Annotated in this window: 19 protein-coding genes; 8 read left to right on the top strand and 11 right to left on the bottom strand. The window is 72.5% G+C overall.

Annotated elements, in window-relative coordinates:
* The first annotated feature begins 95 nt into the window (after positions 1 to 95).
* Together ABZ434_RS29155 and ABZ434_RS29150 are read left to right on the top strand one after the other, a co-directional pair.
* Positions 96 to 485 carry a rhodanese-like domain-containing protein gene (locus ABZ434_RS29155; protein WP_359142805.1) on the top strand — a complete coding sequence of 130 codons (390 nt, stop codon included), beginning with the start codon at positions 96 to 98 and terminating at the stop codon, positions 483 to 485.
* Entirely contained in the window at positions 482 to 1,240 is a 759-nt protein-coding gene (locus tag ABZ434_RS29150; protein WP_359142803.1) for a sulfite exporter TauE/SafE family protein, read from the top strand. Before ABZ434_RS29155 ends, ABZ434_RS29150 begins: the two co-directional genes overlap by 4 nt.
* 120 nt (positions 1,241 to 1,360) lie before the next feature.
* On the opposite strand, the gene ABZ434_RS29145 is transcribed toward ABZ434_RS29150, so the two are convergent.
* Positions 1,361 to 1,639 (bottom strand): metal-sensitive transcriptional regulator, encoded by a 279-nt coding sequence (locus ABZ434_RS29145; RefSeq protein WP_148015298.1) that lies wholly within the window; start codon positions 1,637 to 1,639, stop codon positions 1,361 to 1,363.
* Positions 1,640 to 1,739: 100 nt separating this feature from the next.
* Here ABZ434_RS29145 and ABZ434_RS29140 point away from each other — a divergent pair, with 100 nt between their 5' ends.
* The gene (locus tag ABZ434_RS29140; RefSeq protein ID WP_328897933.1) at positions 1,740 to 2,312 is read left to right on the top strand and encodes a rhodanese-like domain-containing protein; all 573 of its coding nucleotides are present in this window, start codon (positions 1,740 to 1,742) and stop codon (positions 2,310 to 2,312) included.
* A gap of 117 nt (positions 2,313 to 2,429) precedes the next feature.
* On the opposite strand, the gene ABZ434_RS29135 is transcribed toward ABZ434_RS29140, so the two are convergent.
* Positions 2,430 to 3,725 carry an alpha/beta fold hydrolase gene (locus tag ABZ434_RS29135; protein WP_359142800.1) on the bottom strand — a complete coding sequence of 432 codons (1,296 nt, stop codon included), beginning with the start codon at positions 3,723 to 3,725 and terminating at the stop codon, positions 2,430 to 2,432.
* A 104-nt stretch (positions 3,726 to 3,829) separates the two neighbouring features.
* On the opposite strand from ABZ434_RS29135, the gene ABZ434_RS29130 reads away from it, so the two are divergent.
* Complete coding sequence (locus tag ABZ434_RS29130; protein ID WP_359142798.1) at positions 3,830 to 4,993, top strand: betaine/proline/choline family ABC transporter ATP-binding protein; 1,164 nt, start codon at positions 3,830 to 3,832, stop codon at positions 4,991 to 4,993.
* A 14-nt stretch (positions 4,994 to 5,007) separates the two neighbouring features.
* Here the strand turns inward: ABZ434_RS29130 and ABZ434_RS29125 are convergent, their stop codons facing one another.
* Positions 5,008 to 6,156 (bottom strand): serine hydrolase domain-containing protein, encoded by a 1,149-nt coding sequence (locus ABZ434_RS29125; RefSeq protein WP_359142796.1) that lies wholly within the window; start codon positions 6,154 to 6,156, stop codon positions 5,008 to 5,010.
* Between the two features lie 167 nt (positions 6,157 to 6,323).
* Here ABZ434_RS29125 and ABZ434_RS29120 point away from each other — a divergent pair, with 167 nt between their 5' ends.
* Complete coding sequence (locus tag ABZ434_RS29120) at positions 6,324 to 7,475, top strand: Gfo/Idh/MocA family oxidoreductase (protein WP_359142840.1); 1,152 nt, start codon at positions 6,324 to 6,326, stop codon at positions 7,473 to 7,475.
* Positions 7,472 to 8,401, top strand: coding sequence for a PmoA family protein (locus ABZ434_RS29115; RefSeq protein ID WP_359142794.1), 930 nt, complete (start codon positions 7,472 to 7,474; stop codon positions 8,399 to 8,401). Before ABZ434_RS29120 ends, ABZ434_RS29115 begins: the two co-directional genes overlap by 4 nt.
* An 18-nt stretch (positions 8,402 to 8,419) precedes the next feature.
* Here ABZ434_RS29115 and ABZ434_RS29110 read toward each other — a convergent pair whose 3' ends face one another.
* Genes ABZ434_RS29110 through ABZ434_RS29100 form a run of 3 tightly spaced genes read right to left on the bottom strand, consistent with a single transcriptional unit; the run spans position 8,420 to position 10,724 of the window.
* On the bottom strand, positions 8,420 to 9,376 hold the full coding sequence (locus ABZ434_RS29110) for an ABC transporter substrate-binding protein (protein WP_359142792.1): 957 nt from the start codon (positions 9,374 to 9,376) through the stop codon (positions 8,420 to 8,422).
* Positions 9,373 to 10,050: an ABC transporter permease gene (locus ABZ434_RS29105; RefSeq protein WP_359142790.1), complete on the bottom strand. Its 678-nt coding sequence runs from the start codon at positions 10,048 to 10,050 to the stop codon at positions 9,373 to 9,375. Before ABZ434_RS29105 ends, ABZ434_RS29110 begins: the two co-directional genes overlap by 4 nt.
* Positions 10,047 to 10,724, bottom strand: coding sequence for an ABC transporter permease (locus ABZ434_RS29100; RefSeq protein ID WP_359142788.1), 678 nt, complete (start codon positions 10,722 to 10,724; stop codon positions 10,047 to 10,049). Before ABZ434_RS29100 ends, ABZ434_RS29105 begins: the two co-directional genes overlap by 4 nt.
* Positions 10,725 to 11,232: 508 nt before the next feature.
* Here ABZ434_RS29100 and ABZ434_RS29095 point away from each other — a divergent pair.
* Both ABZ434_RS29095 and ABZ434_RS29090 read left to right on the top strand, forming a co-directional pair.
* Positions 11,233 to 11,625 (top strand): nuclear transport factor 2 family protein, encoded by a 393-nt coding sequence (locus tag ABZ434_RS29095; RefSeq protein ID WP_359142786.1) that lies wholly within the window; start codon positions 11,233 to 11,235, stop codon positions 11,623 to 11,625.
* A gap of 91 nt (positions 11,626 to 11,716) precedes the next feature.
* On the top strand, positions 11,717 to 12,391 hold the full coding sequence (locus ABZ434_RS29090) for a formylglycine-generating enzyme family protein (protein WP_359142784.1): 675 nt from the start codon (positions 11,717 to 11,719) through the stop codon (positions 12,389 to 12,391).
* Between the two features lie 6 nt (positions 12,392 to 12,397).
* Here ABZ434_RS29090 and ABZ434_RS29085 read toward each other — a convergent pair whose 3' ends face one another.
* The 5 genes from ABZ434_RS29085 to ABZ434_RS29065 all read right to left on the bottom strand — a co-directional run bounded on the left by ABZ434_RS29085 (position 12,398) and on the right by ABZ434_RS29065 (position 18,338).
* Positions 12,398 to 13,975 carry an ATP-binding cassette domain-containing protein gene (locus tag ABZ434_RS29085; protein WP_359142782.1) on the bottom strand — a complete coding sequence of 526 codons (1,578 nt, stop codon included), beginning with the start codon at positions 13,973 to 13,975 and terminating at the stop codon, positions 12,398 to 12,400.
* Positions 13,972 to 14,850, bottom strand: a complete 879-nt coding sequence (locus ABZ434_RS29080; RefSeq protein WP_359142780.1) for an ABC transporter permease subunit — start codon at positions 14,848 to 14,850, stop codon at positions 13,972 to 13,974. The genes ABZ434_RS29085 and ABZ434_RS29080 overlap by 4 nt, the downstream gene beginning before the upstream one ends.
* Positions 14,850 to 15,803, bottom strand: a complete 954-nt coding sequence (locus tag ABZ434_RS29075; RefSeq protein WP_359142778.1) for an ABC transporter permease — start codon at positions 15,801 to 15,803, stop codon at positions 14,850 to 14,852. The genes ABZ434_RS29080 and ABZ434_RS29075 overlap by 1 nt, the downstream gene beginning before the upstream one ends.
* Complete coding sequence (locus ABZ434_RS29070) at positions 15,800 to 17,419, bottom strand: ABC transporter substrate-binding protein (RefSeq protein WP_359142775.1); 1,620 nt, start codon at positions 17,417 to 17,419, stop codon at positions 15,800 to 15,802. Before ABZ434_RS29070 ends, ABZ434_RS29075 begins: the two co-directional genes overlap by 4 nt.
* A 130-nt stretch (positions 17,420 to 17,549) precedes the next feature.
* Positions 17,550 to 18,338, bottom strand: a complete 789-nt coding sequence (locus ABZ434_RS29065) for a class I SAM-dependent methyltransferase (protein WP_359142773.1) — start codon at positions 18,336 to 18,338, stop codon at positions 17,550 to 17,552.
* Positions 18,339 to 18,341: the final 3 nt, after the last annotated feature.

Below are 18,341 nucleotides of genomic sequence, written 5' to 3'. Positions count from 1 at the left end.
AGAGCCCCGGCCCCTGACAACGGCCCGGTCCGCCGGGCTGACAGCGGCCCCGGCCCCGGCCAGAACACCTTTCCCGTACTTCCGGAGTGCTTTCCATGTCTTGTCCGAAGTCCCTCCTCCCGTATCCGAAGTCCCTCTTCCGTCGCGGCCCCGGACGGATCGGCGCCGCCGAGGCCAGGCGGCGGACCGCCGACGGTGCGGCCGTGCTGCTGGACGTCCGCGAAGTGCCCGAGTGGCGTGCCGGCCATGCACCGGGCGCGGTGCACCTGCCGCTGTCCGTGCTGGCCGCCGGGGCCCAGCTGCCCACACCGGCAGGCCTGCCCGTGGTGGTGATCTGCCGCTCCGGCAACCGCTCGCGCCGGGCGGCCCGGATCCTCGCGGACCGCGGGGTGCCCGTCGTCGATGTCACCGGCGGGATGACCGCCTGGGCCACCGCCGGCTTCCCGGTACGAGACCGGCGCGGAGACGCGGGCAGCGTCGCATGACCCCGCTCGTACTGGCGCTGCTCGCCGGCGCCGTCGTCGGGCTCGCGCTCGGCGGACTGGGCGGCGGCGGCAGCGTGATCGCCGTGCCCGCCCTGATCTATCTGCTCGGCTTCGGTCCGGCCGCCGCCACCACGGCCGGACTGCTCATCGTCATCGCGACATCGCTCACCGGGCTGCTCGCCCATGCCCGGGACGGGCTGGTGCGCTGGCGGACCGGTGGACTCTTCGCAGCGGCGGGCATCGTGCCGGCGGCGCTCGCCGGGGCTCTGTCCGTACGCATCCCGTCCGGGGTCCTGACCGCGGCCTTCGCGGTGCTGGCCGTCGTCGCCGGGGTCCGGATGCTGCGCACGGCCGGTGCTCGGCAGGCGGATGCGGCACGGCCGGAGACCGTGCCGGCCGGGAGGGCGGCCGGGGCAGGGGCCGGGCTCGGCGCGGTGACGGGCCTGCTCGGGGTGGGCGGCGGCTTCCTCGCCGTTCCCGCCCTCGTCACCGTTCTCGCCGTGCCGATGTCGGCGGCCGTAGGGACCAGCCTGCTGGTCATCACCGTGAACTCCACGGCGGCACTGGCCGCCCGGCTCGCCACGCCGACGGCACTGGACTGGGCGCTCATCGCCCCGTTCACGGCGACGGCGGTACTCGGGGCCTGGGACGGGAAGCGGCTGGCCGGCAAGGTCTCCACGGAGTCGTTGCAACGGGTCTTCGGCGCGGTACTGCTGGCGGTCGCCGCCTTCATGCTCGTCGACTCCGTCACCTGAAACGGTGCCGGTCCGTGATACGAAACGGTGCCGGTCCATCGCACGAAACGGTGCCGGTCCGCTCGCCTGCAACGGTGCCGGACGTGGTACCAACGGTGGCGGGAGCCCCGCTACGCCCCCTCAGGCAAGGGAGAGGAAGAGCTTCTCCAGCCGGGCGCGCATCTGGTCCCGGTCCGCCGGTTCGCTGCCGCCGTCGGCCATGCAGTGCTGAAGGCCCGTCGCGATGATCGCGAAGCCCGCGCGGTCGAGGGCCCGCGAAACTGCGGCCATCTGGGTGATGACGTCCTCGCAGTCGCGCCCTTCCTCGATCATCCTGATGATTCCGGTGAGCTGGCCCTGTGCGCGGCGCAGGCGATTGAGGACCGACTTGAGTTCATCGGCCGCCATGTCGAGTTCCACACATCCTCCTTTTAATACCCCAAGGGGTATTCTAGCCCGTCCGGGGCAGGAGAGACGGAGTCTCTGCCTCACACCCGGTGAACGAAAGGAAACACTGCTCGTGACCAGCCCCGTATCCCTCTCCCCCACCCAGGCCGCCGCCCGTCTCGCGGAGTTCACCGTGATCGATGTGCGCGCTCCCGGCGAATACGCCTCGGGGCACGTCCCCGGCGCCCTGAACATCCCGCTCGACCGTCTCTCCGAGGCGGTGCCCGCCCTCAAGTCCGCCTCGGCCCGCGGCGCCCTGCTCGTGGTGTGCGCCTCCGGCGTCCGTTCCACGCGGGCCTGCGACATCCTCTCGGCGGCCGACATCGACGCGGCGACGCTGTCCGGCGGCACCTCCGCCTGGGAGGGCGAGGGCCACGGCCTCGACCGCCCGGAGGGCGGCCGGACCACCTGGCCGATGGAGCGCCAGGTACGGCTCGCCGCCGGCTCGCTCGTGGTGGCCGGTCTGCTCGCGGGTGTGCGCCGGCCGGCCGCCCGCTGGCTCTCCGCCGGTGTCGGAGCCGGACTCGTCTTCTCCGCCGTGACCAACACCTGCGGCATGGCGGCGGTGCTGTCGAAGCTCCCGCACAACCGCGCTCCGCGCTCGGCCGCGAACCTGAACGCGACGCTGGACGCGCTCCAGGGCTAGGGCCTTTCGTTCGGATCATGCCGGCTCGCGGGGGTCCGGCCCCCGTGAGGTCGGGTCGCAGCGGGTGGGGGCCGGTCGCACACCCGATGCGACCGGCCCGCGCCCGTGACCGAGGACTCAGACCTCGTCGCGGACCAGAGCCAGGAGCCGGTCGAGCACGCGCGGTCCGCCCGCGCGCAGTCCGTCGTGCTCGAACTCGTCGGTCACCCAGGTGCGCAGCCCGCGGATCGCTGCGGCGGTGCGCAGCGCGTGCGCGGTGTCCACGTACATGTCGTCGTGGTAGACGGCCGCGGCCACCGGCACCTCGTTGGCCGCCAGGCGCTCCATGTCGTACAACGGCTCCCAGTCACCACGCGTGGCAAGCAGTTCCGCCGTCTCGCGCAGCGGGCGCAGCGCCGGGTCCACGTCGAAGTGCCAGGGGTGGATGCTCTCACCCGTGAACAGGACCGGACCGTCCCCCTTGAGTGCCGCCTCGGCGTCGAACTGCGGGAACTCCGCACGGACCCGCTCGGCCGCCCAGCCCGTGGGGCGCTCGTCCTGGCCGTAGATGGCCTCGTGCAGGACCGCGTAGAGCGGGTGTCCGGCGAACGAGTTGGCCGTGCGCATGGCCTCCTGGAAGGTGTCGGAGAGCTCCGTGCCGTGCGGGGTGGTGACGAAGGCGTTCTCCAGCAGGTAGTGCAGCTGGGGGCTGCCGTTGCTCCCGCCGAGCATGATGCCGAGGGACTGGAATCCCTCGGGCGTGAGCCGGTGTCCGGCACTCTCCGGCCGGTGCTCCGCGAGGTGAGCGGTGATCTCGCGGGCGCGCTCGACGTCCTGCGGGTAGCGGGCGTAGTGCGCGGCGACCTTCCGCTCGATCCTCGGGTACGCGGCCCGGTACACGTCGTCCGCGTGGGCGTCGAGGGACGGCAGGCCCCCGGTGATCAGGACCGTGCTGAGGCCTTCCGGTGCGGACGAGAGGTACCGGACGGCGCAGAAACCGCCGAAGGACTGGCCGAGTACGGTCCAGGGCGCGCCGCCCGTCAGCTGCGGGCGGATCAGCTCGCAGTCGCGCACGATGCTGTCGGACCGGAAGTGCGCGAGGTAGTCGGCCTGCTCGCGCGGACCGCCGCGCAGCGGCAGGGTCTGCCGGTTCGCCGGGGTGGACAGGCCGGTGCCGCGCTGGTCCAGGAGCAGTACCCGGAACTCCTTCACCGCCCGGCCCAGCCAGGCCTCGGCCCCGGTGAAGCGCCGGGCGCCGAAGCCGGGGCCGCCCTCCAGGTAGAGCAGCCACGGCAGTTCCTCGTCGGCCCGGGAACCGGCCACCACCTCGCGGCCGAAGATCTCGATGTGCTCACCGCCGGGATCGGTGTGGTCGAGCGGCACGGAGAAGTGACGGTCGGTGAGGACGAGGCCGGGGTGGCGATAGCTGTTCAAGGAAACTCCTGGATCGATGGTTCACGGACAGTTCAGCACACCGCCGTGCCCCGGACGGTCCCGGCCCGTGTGCGGCTGACCCGACCGGCTCCTACCGTGCAGTCATGATCCGGTTCGAACAGGTCGGCAAGGTCTACCCGGACGGGACGACCGCGGTCGACGAGCTGTCCTTCGAGGTCGCCGAGGGGGAACTGGTCACCCTGGTCGGCCCTTCGGGCTGCGGCAAGACCACCACGATGATGATGGTGAACCGGCTGATCGAACCGACCTCGGGCCGGATCCTGGTCGACGGCGAGGACATCTCGAAGGTCGACCCGGTGAAACTGCGCCGCCGGATCGGCTACGTCATCCAGCAGGTGGGGCTCTTCCCGCACCGGACCGTCCTGGACAACACCGCGACGGTCCCGGCGCTGGTCGGCTGGAAGCGGTCCCGGGCCCGGGCGCGCGCGGCCGAGCTGCTCGATCTGGTGGGCCTGGATCCCGGGACGTACGGCTCGCGGTATCCCGCCCAGCTCTCCGGCGGCCAGCGCCAGCGGGTCGGGGTGGCGCGCGCCCTGGCGGCGGACCCTCCGGTGCTGCTGATGGACGAGCCGTTCGGCGCGGTGGACCCGGTGGTGCGGGAGCGGCTGCAGAACGAGTTCCTGAGCCTGCAGGCCACGGTCAGGAAGACGGTCCTGATGGTCACGCACGACATCGAGGAGGCGGTCCGGATGGGTGACCGGATCGCGGTGTACGGGCAGGGGCGCATCGAGCAGTTCGACAGCCCCGGAGCCGTGCTCGGGTCGCCGGCGACCCCGTACGTGGCGCGGTTCGTCGGCGCGGACCGCGGGCTGAAGCGGCTGTCCGTCACGACGATCGAACCGGAGGACCTCGAGGAGCCCCCGGTCGCCCGGCTGGACGAGCGGGCCGCGGTGGCGGCGGCCCGGCTCGGTGCGGCCGGTGCGCGCTGGGCGGTGGTGCTGGACGGTGACGACGAGCTGCACGGCTGGGTGTCGGCGGACGCCCTGAGGATCGCCGGGGACGACAGGACCGTGGCTGACCCGGCCCGCCGGATGGACGCGTGGGTGCCGGTGGGAGCCCCGCTCAAGCAGGCGTTCAGCGAGATGCTCCAGCACGATGCCGGGTGGGTGGCGGTGCTGGACGGATCACGCTTCCTCGGCGTGCTGACTCCGGCCAAGCTCCACGAAGCCCTGCGCCGTTCGGTGGACGCGGACGCGCGGGGCGTGGGACGCGACGAGGTGCGGTTCGACTCGGTGTCGGACGCCTGACGGCCGGACGGGATTCACTCGCCGACGGCGTGGCGCCAGAAGTCCCGCATCATCAGGGGCGGCTTGGGACCGGCCATCTCCATCTGGCTGAGCATGACGGCGACCGTGCCGGTGGCCGGGACGATGTGTGCCGTGGTGCCGGTGCCGCCGACCCAGCCGTAGCGGCCCGGTACGTTCCAGGGGTCGGTCCGTTCGACGTCCACCGAGCCGCCGAACCCCCAGCCCTGCCCCTCCGTGAACAGTCCGCTCGCCTTGCGCTGTGCGAGCGTCAGGTGGTCGGTCGTCATCCACCGCACCGATCCGGGCGTCAGCACAGCACGGCCGCCGAAGGTCCCGCCTGCGAGCAGCATCCGGCCGAAGGCGTACCAGTCGCCGGCGGTCGAGACCAGACCGCCGGCCGCGGAGGGGAAGACCGGCAGGCTGCTCCACTGGCCGTCGGGAGCGTCCACGAGCTCGGAGCCCCCTGCCTCACCCGCCCGGTAGTAGCCGGTGAACCGGTGGAGCTTGTGCGCGGGCACCGCGAAACCGGTGTCGCTCATGCCGAGCGGCTCGAAGAGCCGCTCGGCCAGGAACTCCGGCAACGGCTGCCCGGAGGCCCGGGCGATCAGAACGCCCAGGATGTCGGAGCAGGCGTTGTACAGCCAGGCCTTCCCGGGCTGGTGGAGCAGCGGGATCCTCGCGAGGGTCGCCATCCACTCGTCCGGGGCGGCGACGGCCTGCGGCCGGGGCGGCCCCTGCTTCAGCTCGCTGAACAGGGGCGCGACAGCGGGCAACGAGAAGTCGGACGGGAATCCGTACCCGGCCCGGAAGGTCAGCAGATCGAACACGGTGATGGGCCGGGCGGCCGGAACCACGTCGTCGACCGGGCTCTCGGGCGTGCGCACGACCATGGGCGACGCCAGTTCGGGCAGCCAGGACGAGACCGGGTCCTCCAGCGCGAACCGGCCGTCCTCGATCAGCATCATGGCCGCCGCCGCGGTGACCGGTTTGGTGAGGGAGGCGATCCGGAAGATCGAGTCCGGGGCCATCGAGGCACCACCGCCCGCCTCGGCGCTGCCGGCTGCCTGGACGTCGACCCGTCCTTGCCGGGCCACCAGGGCCACGGCTCCCGGCGCCGATCCATCGCGTACGTGCGTCTCCAGTAGTTCGCGCAGGGTGTTCATCGCTCCGCCTTGTCACCTGGCCGGGGGCTGTCCCAGGAATGACTTCCACGGCGCTGCGAACTCATCGGTGGCCGGGAAAGGGTTCCCTTGACCCGAACCCTGCGCAAAGCCTAGGTTTCCGCAGGGAGAAAGCGCTTGCTATCGGGTGGGCGCCCCTCACCGTGGAGGTGTTTGTCACGCCCAGCCAGGCTTCCCCCCGCAGGCCGATCCGGGTCGCGATCGTCGGCACCGGCGCGATCGCACGCGTCAGCCATCTGCCTGCCCTGCGTGCGCTGGCCGCCGAACAGCCCCTGGAGATCGTCGCGGCCGTCGATGTCGACGCCGCGTCCGCGGAGGCGTTCTGCGCCGAGGCGGGCACCGGCCGTCCGTACACGGACCTCGGCAGGATGCTCGCCGAGGAGCGGCCCGATCTCGTCACGCTCGGCACCCCGCCCCGCTTCCACCGCGACCAGACCGTCGCCGCACTGCGGGCGGGGGCCTGGGTGTGGTGCGAGAAGCCCCCCTGCCCCTCGTTGGAGGACTTCGACGCCATCGAGGCTGCGGAGGGCCCCGACAACGGCGGTCCGTACGCCGCGATCGTGTTCCAGCACCGGTTCGGCTCCGGCTCGGACCACGTCCGGGCGCTGCTGGCCGGGCAGGCCATGGGCCGTCCCCTGGTCGCCCACTGCCAGACCACCTGGTACCGGGACCAGGCGTACTACTCCGCGCCCTGGCGCGGGCGCTGGAGCACGGAGGGCGGGGGCCCGGCGATGGGCCACGGCATCCACCAGATGGATCTGCTGCTCGACCTGCTGGGCCCGTGGTCCGAGATCCGCGCGATGGCGGGGCGGCTGGTGCACGACGTGGAGACGGAGGACGTCTCCACCGCACTCGTCCGCTTCGAGAACGGCACCATGGCCACGATCGTCAACAGCGTCCTCAGCCCTGACGAGGTCAGCCGGATCCGGATCGACTGCGAGCGGGCGACGGTCGAGCTCACCCATCTGTACGGCCACCGCAACGCCGACTGGCGCATCACCCCGGCCCCGGGGGTGCCCGCCCAACAGGTCTCCCGCTGGCGGGACTTCGGCGCCGATGTGCCCAGCTCCCACGAGGCGCAGCTGCGCGGCCTGCTCAGCGACCTGCGGGCCGGCCGCCGGCCGCGCAGCAGCGGGGCCGACGGGCGTACCAGCCTGGAACTGGTCGCCGCCCTGTACAAGGCGGCCTTCACCGGGAACACCGTCCGGGCGGGTGAGATCGGCCCCGGCGATCCGTACTACAGCGCCTTGCACGGAAACGCCCCCGGCTGGGCGCCCGAGCCGGCCGGGGCTTCCTCGTGACCGGCGGGCCGGTCCTCGCGCACCGGCACGGCGACCACATCTCCGTCTCCGTGGCCGGCACCGGCGTGGAACTCCTGCGGTACGTGTACCGGCCCGAGGCGGCCTGGGAGGCACCGAAGCCGTACATCCATCCGCTGCGGACCCTTCTCGACCGGGTGGTGACCGACTACCGGCCCAACGACCACCGCTGGCACAAGGGGTTGCAGCTGACCGCCTCGCACCTGTCGGGGCAGAACCTGTGGGGCGGCAACACCTATGTTCCGGGCGAGGGCTATCAGGCGCTGCCCGAGCGGATCGGTTCGATGACGCACCGCGGGTTCGACGAGGTGTCGGTGCGGGAGGACGGAGCCACGATCGCCGAGCGGCTCAGCTGGCATCCGTACAGCGGTGAACTGTGGGCCGAGGAGGTGCGCCGGGTCGACGCGCACGATATCGACCCGTCGTCCGGCAGCTGGGTGCTGACGTGGTCGTCCGCCGTCACCAACCGGCGGGACGAGCCTCTGCGGTTCGGCAGTCCGACCACCCACGGACGTCAGGACGCGGGCTACACGGGGCTGTTCTGGCGCGGCCCCCGCGCCTTCCGCGACGGCCGGATCCTCACCCCGGACGGCGGGGGCCGCCAGGCGATGGGGCGGCAGGCGGCCTGGCTGGCGTACAGCGGCGAGCACGACGGAGCGGACGGCCACGCCACGCTCGTCTTCGCGCACGCCCCGGAGAACGACCACACAGGCGCGGGCGGTGAGCACCCCGCGCACTGGTTCGTCCGCAACGACCCGTTCGCCGCGGTCGCCCCGTCCTTCGCCTTCCACGACGAACTCGTACTGGAGCCCGGGGCCACGCTGGCCCGGCGTTACCGGGTGGTCGTCGCGGACGGGGCGTGGGACCGCGAGCGGATCGAGGGCCGGCTCGCGGAGCTCACCTGGTGAGCCCGCGGGCCGCCGCCGTCATCGGTCGGCGGGGATGAGGTCGTGCGAGCGAAGGTAGCTGCGGGCCACGTCCTCGGGGAGCCGGCGCCAGCTGTCCACCTGTTCGTTCATCCGGGCCAGGCCCCTGGTCGTGAGTACGGTGTTCAGCTTGCCCAGCGCCGAACGGACGCCCTCGCTCCCCGCCCGGGAACGGTTGACGACGGGTACCAGGTAGTCGGCGTTCTGCAGGTGCCGGTCATCCGCGAGCAGCACGAGTCCGAAGTCGTCCAGGGTGGCGTCGGTGGTGGTGGTCAGCAACATCTGGTCGCGGCCGCTCCGGACCGCCTGCTTGGCCTGGGTGGTGCCCACGCCTTTGGGGTCGACCCGGGTGATGTCGATGCCGTACGTCTTCTTCAGCCCGGGAGCGCAGTAGGGGCGCTGGACGCACTCGTCGCCCGCGGCCAGGCGGACCGGCAGTCCCGACCTCCCCAGGTCGCTCAGTGACTCCAGGTGGTGCTTCGTGGCGTAGGCGGAGGTCACCGCGAAGGCGTTCTGGTCGACGGCTCGGCCGGCGTCCAGGACGGTCAGGCCGCGGGGGGCGGCCAGGGCGCGCAGGGCCTTCATGGTGGCGGCGAGGCCGGGCGAGCCGACGGGAGTGGCGTCGGCACCGTTCTTCTTGGCGTTCAGCCAGTCGGCGAAGGTGGCGGCGTACTCGGGGACGACGTCGATCTGGCCGCTCTCGAGGGCCGGTTCGTAGATCTCGCGGTTGGTGACGGAAATGACCTTCGTGGAGTATCCGGCCCGGCCGAGCAGCAGCGCGTACATCTGGGCGAGCAGATCGCTCTCGGTGAATCCTGCCGAGCCGATGGTGAGGTGCTTGCTGTCGCCGGGCGGGGCGGTGACCTCACCCTGGTTCTCCAACGTGGGTCCGGCGGCGCAGGCGGACACCGGTGTCAGCAGCAGGAGCAGGGCACCGATCGTGTGCCGGGCCCTCATCCGGGGCTCCCCCCGCGGACCCGGCCCGGGGCGAGCCGCTGTGCCAGCTCGAAGAGACCTTCCACGATCAGGGCGAACACGGCGACCAGCACGGCCCCGGCGACCACCTGCGCGGTGGAGGCGAGATTGAAGCCGGCGGTGATGATGCGCCCCAGCCCCCCGCCACCCGCCAGCGCGGCGATGGTGGCGGTGGCGACGAGCTGGACCGCCGCGATCCGTACGCCGGTCATGATGAGCGGCATCGCGAGCGGCACCTCGACCTGGGCCAGCATCTGCCGGCCCGTCATGCCCATGCCCCGAGCCGCCCGTACGACGTCCTCGTCGACCTCCCGCATGCCGATGTAGGCGTTGGTGAGCAGGGGTGGCACGGCGAACAGGACGAGCGCGACGACGGTCGGTCCTTCCCCGAGCCGCCCGACCGGCGTGAGCAGCAGCAGGACCAGAACGGCGAAGGTGGGGACGGCACGGCCGACGTTGGAGATGTTGACGGCCAGGGCGCCGCCCTTGCCGAGGTGGCCGAGGATCAGTGCGACGGGCAGGGCGATGAGGCAGCTGATCAGCAGACAGGCGACGGTGAGGACGAGGTGCTGGGCCAGCCTGGTCCAGATGCCGTCCTCGCCGTACCAGTGCGCCGAGGTGGTGAGCCAGTTCCAGGCGCCGGAGAGGGTGTTCACGACTTCCTCCGTGTCCAGGGGGTGAGCAGGCGCTGGGCGAGGAGGAGCAGCAGGTCGGCGGCGACGGCGATGACGACGCACAGGACGGACGCGGTGAGGACCTGGGCCTTGAAGTAGGTGTTCATCCCCGAGTAGATGAGATTGCCGAGTCCGCCGTAGCCGACGATCGCGCCGATGGTGACGAGGGAGACGGCCGATACGGTGGCGATGCGCAGGCCCGCCATCGCGGCCGGCAGGGCGAGCGGGAGTTCCACGGCGACGAGCAGCCGTACGGGGCCGTACCCCATGCCGCGCGCCGCCTGCCGGGTCTCCTCGGGCACGGCGCGCAGCCCGGCCAGGATGTTGCGGACCAACAGGGTGAGCGAGTACAGGACGAGGCCCGCCACGACGAGCGAGGCGGAGAGCCCGTACACGGGGAGCAGCAGCGAGAACATGGCGAGCGACGGAACGGTGTAGAGGATGGTCGTCACCCCCAGCACCGGCCCTGCCGCCCAGCGCCAACGGCGGGCGGCGAGGGCGAGTGGCACCGCGATGACCAGTCCGATGAGCACGGAGGCCGCGGTCAGCTGGAGATGTTGCAGCACGGCGTCCAGGAGGATGTCCCGACGACTGCTCAGATACGCACCGCAGATCCACTCGTTGCGCGCGAGGCAGTCGTCCGGGGGCGCGGTCACCCGTCCATTGCAGCCCGGAGCGGTGCGGGGGCGCGCGTCCTGTTCCACTGTTGGAGGGGCGCCGGCCGCGGTACTCCCACCCGACGGGTGAATCGTGCAGGTGCGGGTCGGTACGCTGCGGCGCCGTCCGGGATCCTGACCAGGTCGCCCGGCCGGGAGAGCATCCCCGGTGGCCCGTGTCCATCGCGATCGGCTCCCGCCGCTCACCGGTCAGCGACGCGGCCAGGTCATCGGATGGTTCGGGGCCGTCGGACGGCACTCGACGCACGTCGCCGGAAGGTCGCCGAGCGGACCGCTCAGCACCGCCGGGCATTCAGCGAGGCTCCCCCATGCGGGGTATAGCCGCTCACCAGCCGTGCCGCTGCGCGTCGGTGAGGCCCTGCCCGGCGAAGTCGGGCGCGGTCGGCCGAGCCCAGGAGCGGCCGTTCCCCGCGAACACCTGGACAGGCACCACCGACATGATTAATCTACTTCACACTTATTCAAAAAATTGAGTATGGAGTTCGGAATGCACCCTTTCCGTAAAGCCGTCGAGGCCCATGACCTCGGCGCCGTCGAGGCCCTGCTGGCCGAGGACGTCGTCCTCGTCAGTCCGGTGGCGTTCAAGCCCTACCCCGGCAGGGCCCTCACCGCCGCGATCCTGCGCGCGGTCGACGACATCTTCACGGACTTCCGCTATGTCCGGGAGATGGCGAGCGACGACGGCCGCGATCACGCGCTCGTCTTCGAGGCGAAGGTGGGCGACCGGGAGATCAACGGCTGCGACTTCCTGCACATGAACGAGGCGGGCGAGATCGACGCCCTGACGGTCATGGTCCGGCCCCTCTCGGCCGCGCAGGCGCTGGCCGCCGCCATGGGTGCCCGCTTCGAGCAGATCAGCCGTGAGGCCTCCGCGGGCTGAGCGGGCCCCGCCAAGGCCTCGTAGAACGCGGGCGGTTGCTCCGGTTTCGCCATCATTCCGCGCGAAGCGTGGTTGATAGGATCACTGCCCTATGGAAACCAGTGCCGAGATCGCCATGGTCGACGTCCCACCGGGACGGGTGACCCTGTCGGACCGTCGTACACAGCGCAGCTGGGCGGTCGATCTCGCGCCGTACCGGCTCGCGGCGTGCCCTGTCACGCAGGGCCGGTACGCACAGGTGACCGGGGAGCGGCCGAGCACCGCGCAGGGCGAAACGCTGCCCGTCGAGGGTGTCTCCTGGCTGGACGCCGTCCGGTTCTGCAACGCCCTGTCCCTGCGCGAGGGGCTGGCACCCGCCTACCGCCTCCACGACGATGCCGCACGGGTCGAGTGGGACACGGCCTCCGACGGGTACCGCCTTCCGGCCGAGGCCGAGTGGGAGCACGCGTGCCGGGCCGGCACGACGGAGGCGCGGTACGGACGGCTCGACGACATCGCCTGGCATCGCGGCAACTCGCAGGAACGTCCGCACGAGGTGGGCGGCAGGCTGCCCAACTCATGGGGCCTGTACGACACGTTGGGCAACGTGTGGGAGTGGTGCTGGGACGTCTACGACGCCGAGGTCTACGGCACCTACCGGGTACTGCGTGGCGGTGGCTGGTTCGACGAACGCTGGAGCTGCCGGGCCTCGGTGCGCCGCCGCAGCCACCCGACGTTCCGGATCGACGACACGGGATTTCGCGTCGCACGCTCGGGCACCCGGTGAGCGGCCTCACCACGGAGCGGTGCGTCCGCCGCCGACGGTCCGCATCGACCGTGCCGCAGCGGTCAGTTCGACGGTGAAGGGGTGGCGCGGCGCGTGCAGTACGTCGCCCACCGCCCCGGTCTCGACGATCTCACCGTGCTCCAGCACGACGATGCGGTCGGCGAGGGCCGCCGTGTCCAGATCGTGGGTGATCAGGACCAGGGCGGGTACGGCGCCGGAGCGGAGCAGTCCCGCGAGCAGGCCGAGGAGGGAGCGCCGGGCGAACGTGTCGAGGCCCGAGGTGATCTCGTCGCAGACCAGGACCCGTGGGCGCGCCAGCAGGGCGCGAGCCAGGGCGGCGCGCTGGAGTTCGCCGCCGGAGAGCCGCGCGGGGGGTCGCAGCGCCCGCTCGGCCGGGAGGTCCAGCGTGCCCAGGACGTCGAGCGCTTCGGCCCGTGCCGCGACCCGGTCCACGCCGCGCAGCCGTACGGCCGTCCGCGCGATCTGATCGAGTACGGGGCGGCGGGCGTCGAAGGCGGCCTTCGCGTCCTGGAAGACGTACTGGACCGCGGCCAGTTCCTCGCGGTTGCGGTCCCGCAGACTGCGTGGCAGCGGCACCCCGTCCAGGAGCAGTTCGCCGTCGTGGTCCCGGTGGAGGCCGCTCAGACAGCGGGCCAGTGTCGTCTTGCCGCTGCCCGAGCGGCCGACGACGGCAAGGCTCTCTCCGGCGCGCAGGGTGAGGGACGCGTGGTGGAGAACCGGGGTCCGGCCGTGGCGTGCGGTGAGGGACCGGACGTCCAGCACGGTGGCGGCGCACGTCGGTACCGGTGCCGCGTGCGTGCCCCGCGGCTTCGCCGGCAGTTCGCGGGTCCACGCGCTGTCCGGTGCCCGCAGCACCTGCTCCGCGGGCCCGCCCTCGACGACTCTTCCGTCGCGCAGGACGACCACCTCGTCGGCCAGGGCGCGGACGACGTCCAGGTCGTGGCTGAGCAGGACCACCGCGATGCCCTGCCGGGCCACGGCGGTCAGCCGCTCCACGATGCGCCGCTTCGTCAGAGGGTCCTGACCGGTGGTGGGCTCGTCCGCCACCACCACGCGGGCGCCGAGCAGCAGCGCCTGGGCCAGGACCACGCGCTGCTGCTGGCCGCCGGAGAGCTGATGGGGGTAGCGGCGCAGCAGGGCACCGTCCGCAGGAAGCTGGGCCCGGGCGAGAGCATCGAGAACCAGCGCCCGATCCGCCGCCCTGCGCCGGGTCCGGGGAAGGTGCCTCACCTGTTCCCGGGCGATGTCGCCGAGCAGGGCGCCGGTCCGGCGCGCCGGGTTGAGTGCGGTGGCCGGGTGCTGCGGAACGTACGCGATCAGACCGTCCGCGACCCGCACGTCCCCCGTCACGCGCGCGCCGGGCGGATACTCGCCCAGCAGCGCGCGTCCCGTGGTGGTCTTGCCACTGCCCGACGCCCCTACCAGCGCGATGATCCGCCCCGGCAGCACCCGAAGGCTCACGCCGTCGACGATCGCCCGTCCGCCGGTCTCCACCCGGAGTTCCCGGATCACGGCTACGGGGGCTGCTCCGACGGCCGTCCCGGGCTGTGCGGCTGTGTTCACGAGTGGTTCTCCTTGCTGCCACGACGGGTGAGTGCGGCGTCGACGATCAGGTTTCCGCCCACGGTGAGCGCGACGATCAACAGGGCCGGGACCACCACCGCCCACGGCTGGACGAACAGACCGGTGCGGTTGCGGTCCACCATCACCGCCCAGTCGGCGGCATCCGGGGCGACTCCCACGCCGAGGAACGCCGCCGTGGCCACGAGGTACAGCGCCCCGGTCAGACGGACGCCGGCGTCGGCGGCGAGGGTCCGGGCGACCGACCTGCCGACGTAGCCGAAGGCGATCCGCGCCCAGCTCTCACCCTGCATGCGCAGCGCCTCCACCGCCGGGCGCGAGGCGGCTTCCGCCCCGGCAGCGCGGACGATCCGGGCCGCGTCCGGGATGTTGACGAGTGCCACCAGAAGGGCGAGACCGCCCGGGCCCGGGGCAACGAGGGCGGCCACCAGCAGAATCAGCAGGAGCGACGGGACGGAGAGGAGCACGTCCAGCGGGCGCATCAGCAGGTCCTCCACCCACCTGCGTCGTGTGAGGGACGAGATCAACCCGACCGGCAGCGCCACCGCATGGGCGAGGGCCGTCGAGGCGAGCGCGACGAGGACCACCGACCGCCCGCCGAGCAGCACCTGTCTGCGGACGTCCCTGCCGATGAAGTCCGTGCCGAGCCAGTGCCCGTCACCGGTGGTGAGCGAGGTGCCGCGCGGCCCGGAGTCGCCGGCGAACAGCGGCCCTGCCAGGGCGAGTACGAGCGGAATGCCGACGAGGAGCAGACCGGGGAGGAAGCGGCCGGCCCGGGCGCGCCCCTCCTTCCGCCGCGGCCGGCCGAGGACAAGTGTCTTCAGCCCGCGCCGGGAGCGGGCGAGCGCGAGGCCCATCACGCCGCCACGCCCGTGCGCGGCGCGAGGCGGTGGGTGACCAGGTCCGCCCCGAGATTGAGCAGTACGGTGGCCAGGCCGAAGACGACTGCCAGGCCCTGCACCACGGGAACGTCCCGCTCCGCGACGGCGTTCATCAGGACCGTGCCGAGCCCGGGGATCACGAACAGCGCCTCCACGACGACCACCCCGCACACCAGCCAGTCGACTGTGCGGGCCAGTTGCTGGGCGGCCGGGGCGATGGCATTGGGCAGGGCATGGGTGTAGCGGACCCGGGCGCCGGGCACGCCGCAGCGGAGCGCCTGTGCGACGTACGGCGAGGCCAGCGCGTCAGTCATACCGGCCCTGATCAGCCGGGCGAGCGAGCACACCGGGCGCGCCAGCAGGACGAGGACGGGAAGCACCAGGGCACCCGGGTGGGCGAGCAGATCGGTGCCGTATCCGACAGCGGTCGGCGGCAGCCATCCGAGCCGGAGCGCGAAGACCGTGACCAGCAGCACGCCGAGAGCGAACTCCGGTACGGCGTACAGCCCCAGCGTCACCGCGCTGACGATCCGGTCGACGGGGCGCCCTTCGTTCCGGGCGGCGAGCACCCCGAGACCGACCGCTGCGGGCACCAGCAGCAGGACGGTGGGGACGGCGAGCAGGAGGGTCGGCCCGAAGCCGTCCGCCAGGTAGCCGCTGACGGGCCTCCCCGAGGTCAGCGAGACCCCGAGGTCGCCGTGGAGCAGCCCGGCCGACCAGTCCAACAGGCGCTCGAGAGGCGGCCGGTCCAGGTGAAGGGCGGCTCGGACCGCCTCGATCCTTTCCGGGTCCGGCTGGTCGCCTGCCAGGGCCACGGCGGCATCGCCCGGAAGCGCCTCGGTGAGGGCGAAGACGAGCAGCACGACAGCTGCGGTCTGCGCACCACCGAGCAGCAGCCGCCGTGCCGCCCAGGGCATGGGTCCGCTCATGCGAGCCACACCTTGTCGAAGCGGGCCCAGTCGAGGGTGTTGGCGGGTGCCTTCTGCTCGATGCCCCTGACGCTGCGGGCGGTGCCGAGTATCCAGTCGGCGAAGCCCCAGATCAGAAAGGGGCCCTCGGTGTGGAGGCGTCGCTGCATGCGGGCGTAGACGGCGGCGCGCTGCTTCGGGTCCCGCGTCGACTGGGCCTGCTGGTAAAGGGCGTCGAAGTCCTGGTGGCGCCATTTGGTCGCGTTGGTGGTCGAGGCCGTCAGCAGGCGCTGGGAGAGGTGCGACTCGATGGGCATGGCGCCGGAGCGGTAGCAGCACAGGGTGCCGGCGTCGAGAATGTCCTTCCAGTAGGTGTCCTTGCTGCCGGTCCTCACCTCGACCGTGATACCGGCCCTGGCCGCCTGGTCACGGAAGACCGCGGCGGCCTCCGTGAAGCCGGCGGCGACGGGTGAGGTGTCCAGCGTGATCCGCAGATCCCGGGCGCCCGCCCGCTTCAGCAGGCTGCGGGCCCGCCCGAGGTCCTGCTCACGCTGGGGCAGGCTGCCTGCGTAGTACTCGTATCCCCTGCCGAACAGGTCGTTGCCGATCTCCCCTGCGCCGGACAGCGCTCCCTGGACGAGTTCCTCGCGGTCGGCGACGAGCATCAGGGCCTGCCGCACGCGCCGGTCGTCGAAGGGCGGACGGTCGGTCTTCATGGCGAACGACTGCATCGCGCTGTTGCGCAGCCGTACGATCCGGATCCGGCCGCCGCCCTCGTGGGCGCGGGCGGTCGCCGGGTTCAGCTCGTGGGCGTACTCGACCTGGCCGCCGATCAGGGCGTTGACCCGTGCGGACTCCTCGTTGGCGACGACGAACTCCAGTTCGTCCAGGTGCGGGGCGCCGTCCCAGTAGTCGTCGTTGCGCCGCAGGACGGTGGACCGGCCCGGGGCGAAGGACACCAGACGGAACGGCCCGCTGCCCACCGGCCTGTGGTCGTAGTCGCCGTCCCGGGCGGACGCGGGGACGATGTAGGCGCCGAATGCCGCCATCACATTGGGGAATTCGGCCGTCGGCCGCTTGAGGACGAACTCGACGGTCCGCTCGTCCAGGGCCCGGCTGGCCGCCAGGTCGATCGGCTCGAGGGACGCCTTGGCGCGGAAGGCACGCTCGGGGTCGGCGATGCGCCGGTAGCTGTGCAGCACGTCCTGCGCGGTCACGGGCTGCCCGTCGTGGAACGCCGCTGCCCGCAGGGAGACCTTCCACCGGTCCAGGCCGCTGTTGGGCTCCCAGGAGGAGGCGAGGCGGGGCCGGGCGGCGAGGTCGTCACCGTAGTCGGCCAGCTTGTCGTAGAGAGCCTTGGCGCGGGCGGCGTCGGCGAAGAGGTTGCTCAGGTGCGGGTCGAGGGTCTCGCTCGCCCCGCCACCGGCGAAGGCGGCCCGCAGTCGGCCGCCCCGCTTCGGCCTGCCGTCCCCCTGACCGTCGTCGGGGGCGGTGCCGGAGGCGCCGGCGCAGCCGGTCAGCGCGAGGGCGCCGAGACCGGCGGCGCCGGAGGCGGCCAGGAAGCCGCGGCGGCGCAGGCCGGGGAAGGGCGGGGGCGTGGTCGTACGGGAAGGGCAGCGGTGTCCGTCGCTGTGCATGGGGTGTCCTTGATCCGGTGGGAGCGTTCGGGCGGGCGGAGCGTTGACCGATGGGAAGGCTCAGGTGGGCAGGGTCGACCGGGTGGGCAGGGCCGGGAGCCGCCCGTGCCCGTCCACGCGGCGGGGCCGGTCAGCCCTCCGTGAGCCGGGCGATCACATGAAGCCGGTCGGCGTGCGTCGTCGCGGCGGGCAGGTCACCCTCGCGCCAGGGCGGCGCGGTCCGGGGCCCGGGGCCGTCGTGGAGGGCGAGGACCTCGAATCCGTGCGCGGTCAGCGCCCGGCGGAGTTCCGAGGGCTCGAACAGCCGCCAGGCCGAGCGCTGTTCGACCGGGGGTGACCCGTCGTCGGTGGTCCAGGTGCGGCTGCGGTGGAGCATGCGGGCACCCGGGTCCACGCGCAGCCGGGTGACGGAGCGGTGGACGATGCCGCGGTGGGTGAAGGTGTGGACGGCCGGGGCCGCGGGGAGCGCGGCACGCCCGAGGAAGTACGCGCCGTTGCGCATCTCCGCGAGGAGAAGGCCTCCGGGTGCCAGACAGCGGCGACAGGAGGTGAGGAAGCTGTCGGTCTCGGCGTCGGTCCGGCAGTACAGCAGCGCGCTGTCCAGGCACACGACGGCGTCGAACCTCCCTGCTCCCAGATCGAACGCGCGCAGATCGGCGCGGAGATACTCCGGTCCCGGGTGCTGCCGGGACGCGTGGCGGAGCATCGCGTCGGAGAGGTCGGCGCCGGTCACGGTGCGCCCCGCCGACTGGAGGTACGCGGCGTCGCGGCCGGTGCCGCAGCCGATGTCCAGGACGCGTGGGCCGGATCCGTGCCTTCTCAGCGTGTCCTCGGTCCAGCGTCCGGCGAGCCGGTGGGGGTCCGGGAAGCGGGCCTCGTACAGCGCCGGGTTGTCGGTGAGCAGGTTGGCGTCGTCCACGGA

This window comes from Streptomyces sp. NPDC005761, assembly GCF_040630635.1.
In the GTDB taxonomy this organism is placed as follows: domain Bacteria; phylum Actinomycetota; class Actinomycetes; order Streptomycetales; family Streptomycetaceae; genus Streptomyces.
This window is presented reverse-complemented; position numbering and strand designations above follow the sequence as displayed.

Coding starts and splice junctions, on each gene's coding strand:
- ABZ434_RS29070 (WP_359142775.1), bottom strand. CDS start 17,419: ATGCACAGCGACGGACACCGCTGCCCTTCCCGTACGACCACGCCCCCG.
- ABZ434_RS29080 (WP_359142780.1), bottom strand. CDS start 14,850: ATGGGCCTCGCGCTCGCCCGCTCCCGGCGCGGGCTGAAGACACTTGTC.
- ABZ434_RS29130 (WP_359142798.1), top strand. CDS start 3,830: ATGATCCGGTTCGAACAGGTCGGCAAGGTCTACCCGGACGGGACGACC.
- ABZ434_RS29155 (WP_359142805.1), top strand. CDS start 96: ATGTCTTGTCCGAAGTCCCTCCTCCCGTATCCGAAGTCCCTCTTCCGT.
- ABZ434_RS29075 (WP_359142778.1), bottom strand. CDS start 15,803: ATGAGCGGACCCATGCCCTGGGCGGCACGGCGGCTGCTGCTCGGTGGT.
- ABZ434_RS29150 (WP_359142803.1), top strand. CDS start 482: ATGACCCCGCTCGTACTGGCGCTGCTCGCCGGCGCCGTCGTCGGGCTC.
- ABZ434_RS29125 (WP_359142796.1), bottom strand. CDS start 6,156: ATGAACACCCTGCGCGAACTACTGGAGACGCACGTACGCGATGGATCG.
- ABZ434_RS29110 (WP_359142792.1), bottom strand. CDS start 9,376: ATGAGGGCCCGGCACACGATCGGTGCCCTGCTCCTGCTGCTGACACCG.
- ABZ434_RS29095 (WP_359142786.1), top strand. CDS start 11,233: ATGCACCCTTTCCGTAAAGCCGTCGAGGCCCATGACCTCGGCGCCGTC.
- ABZ434_RS29090 (WP_359142784.1), top strand. CDS start 11,717: ATGGAAACCAGTGCCGAGATCGCCATGGTCGACGTCCCACCGGGACGG.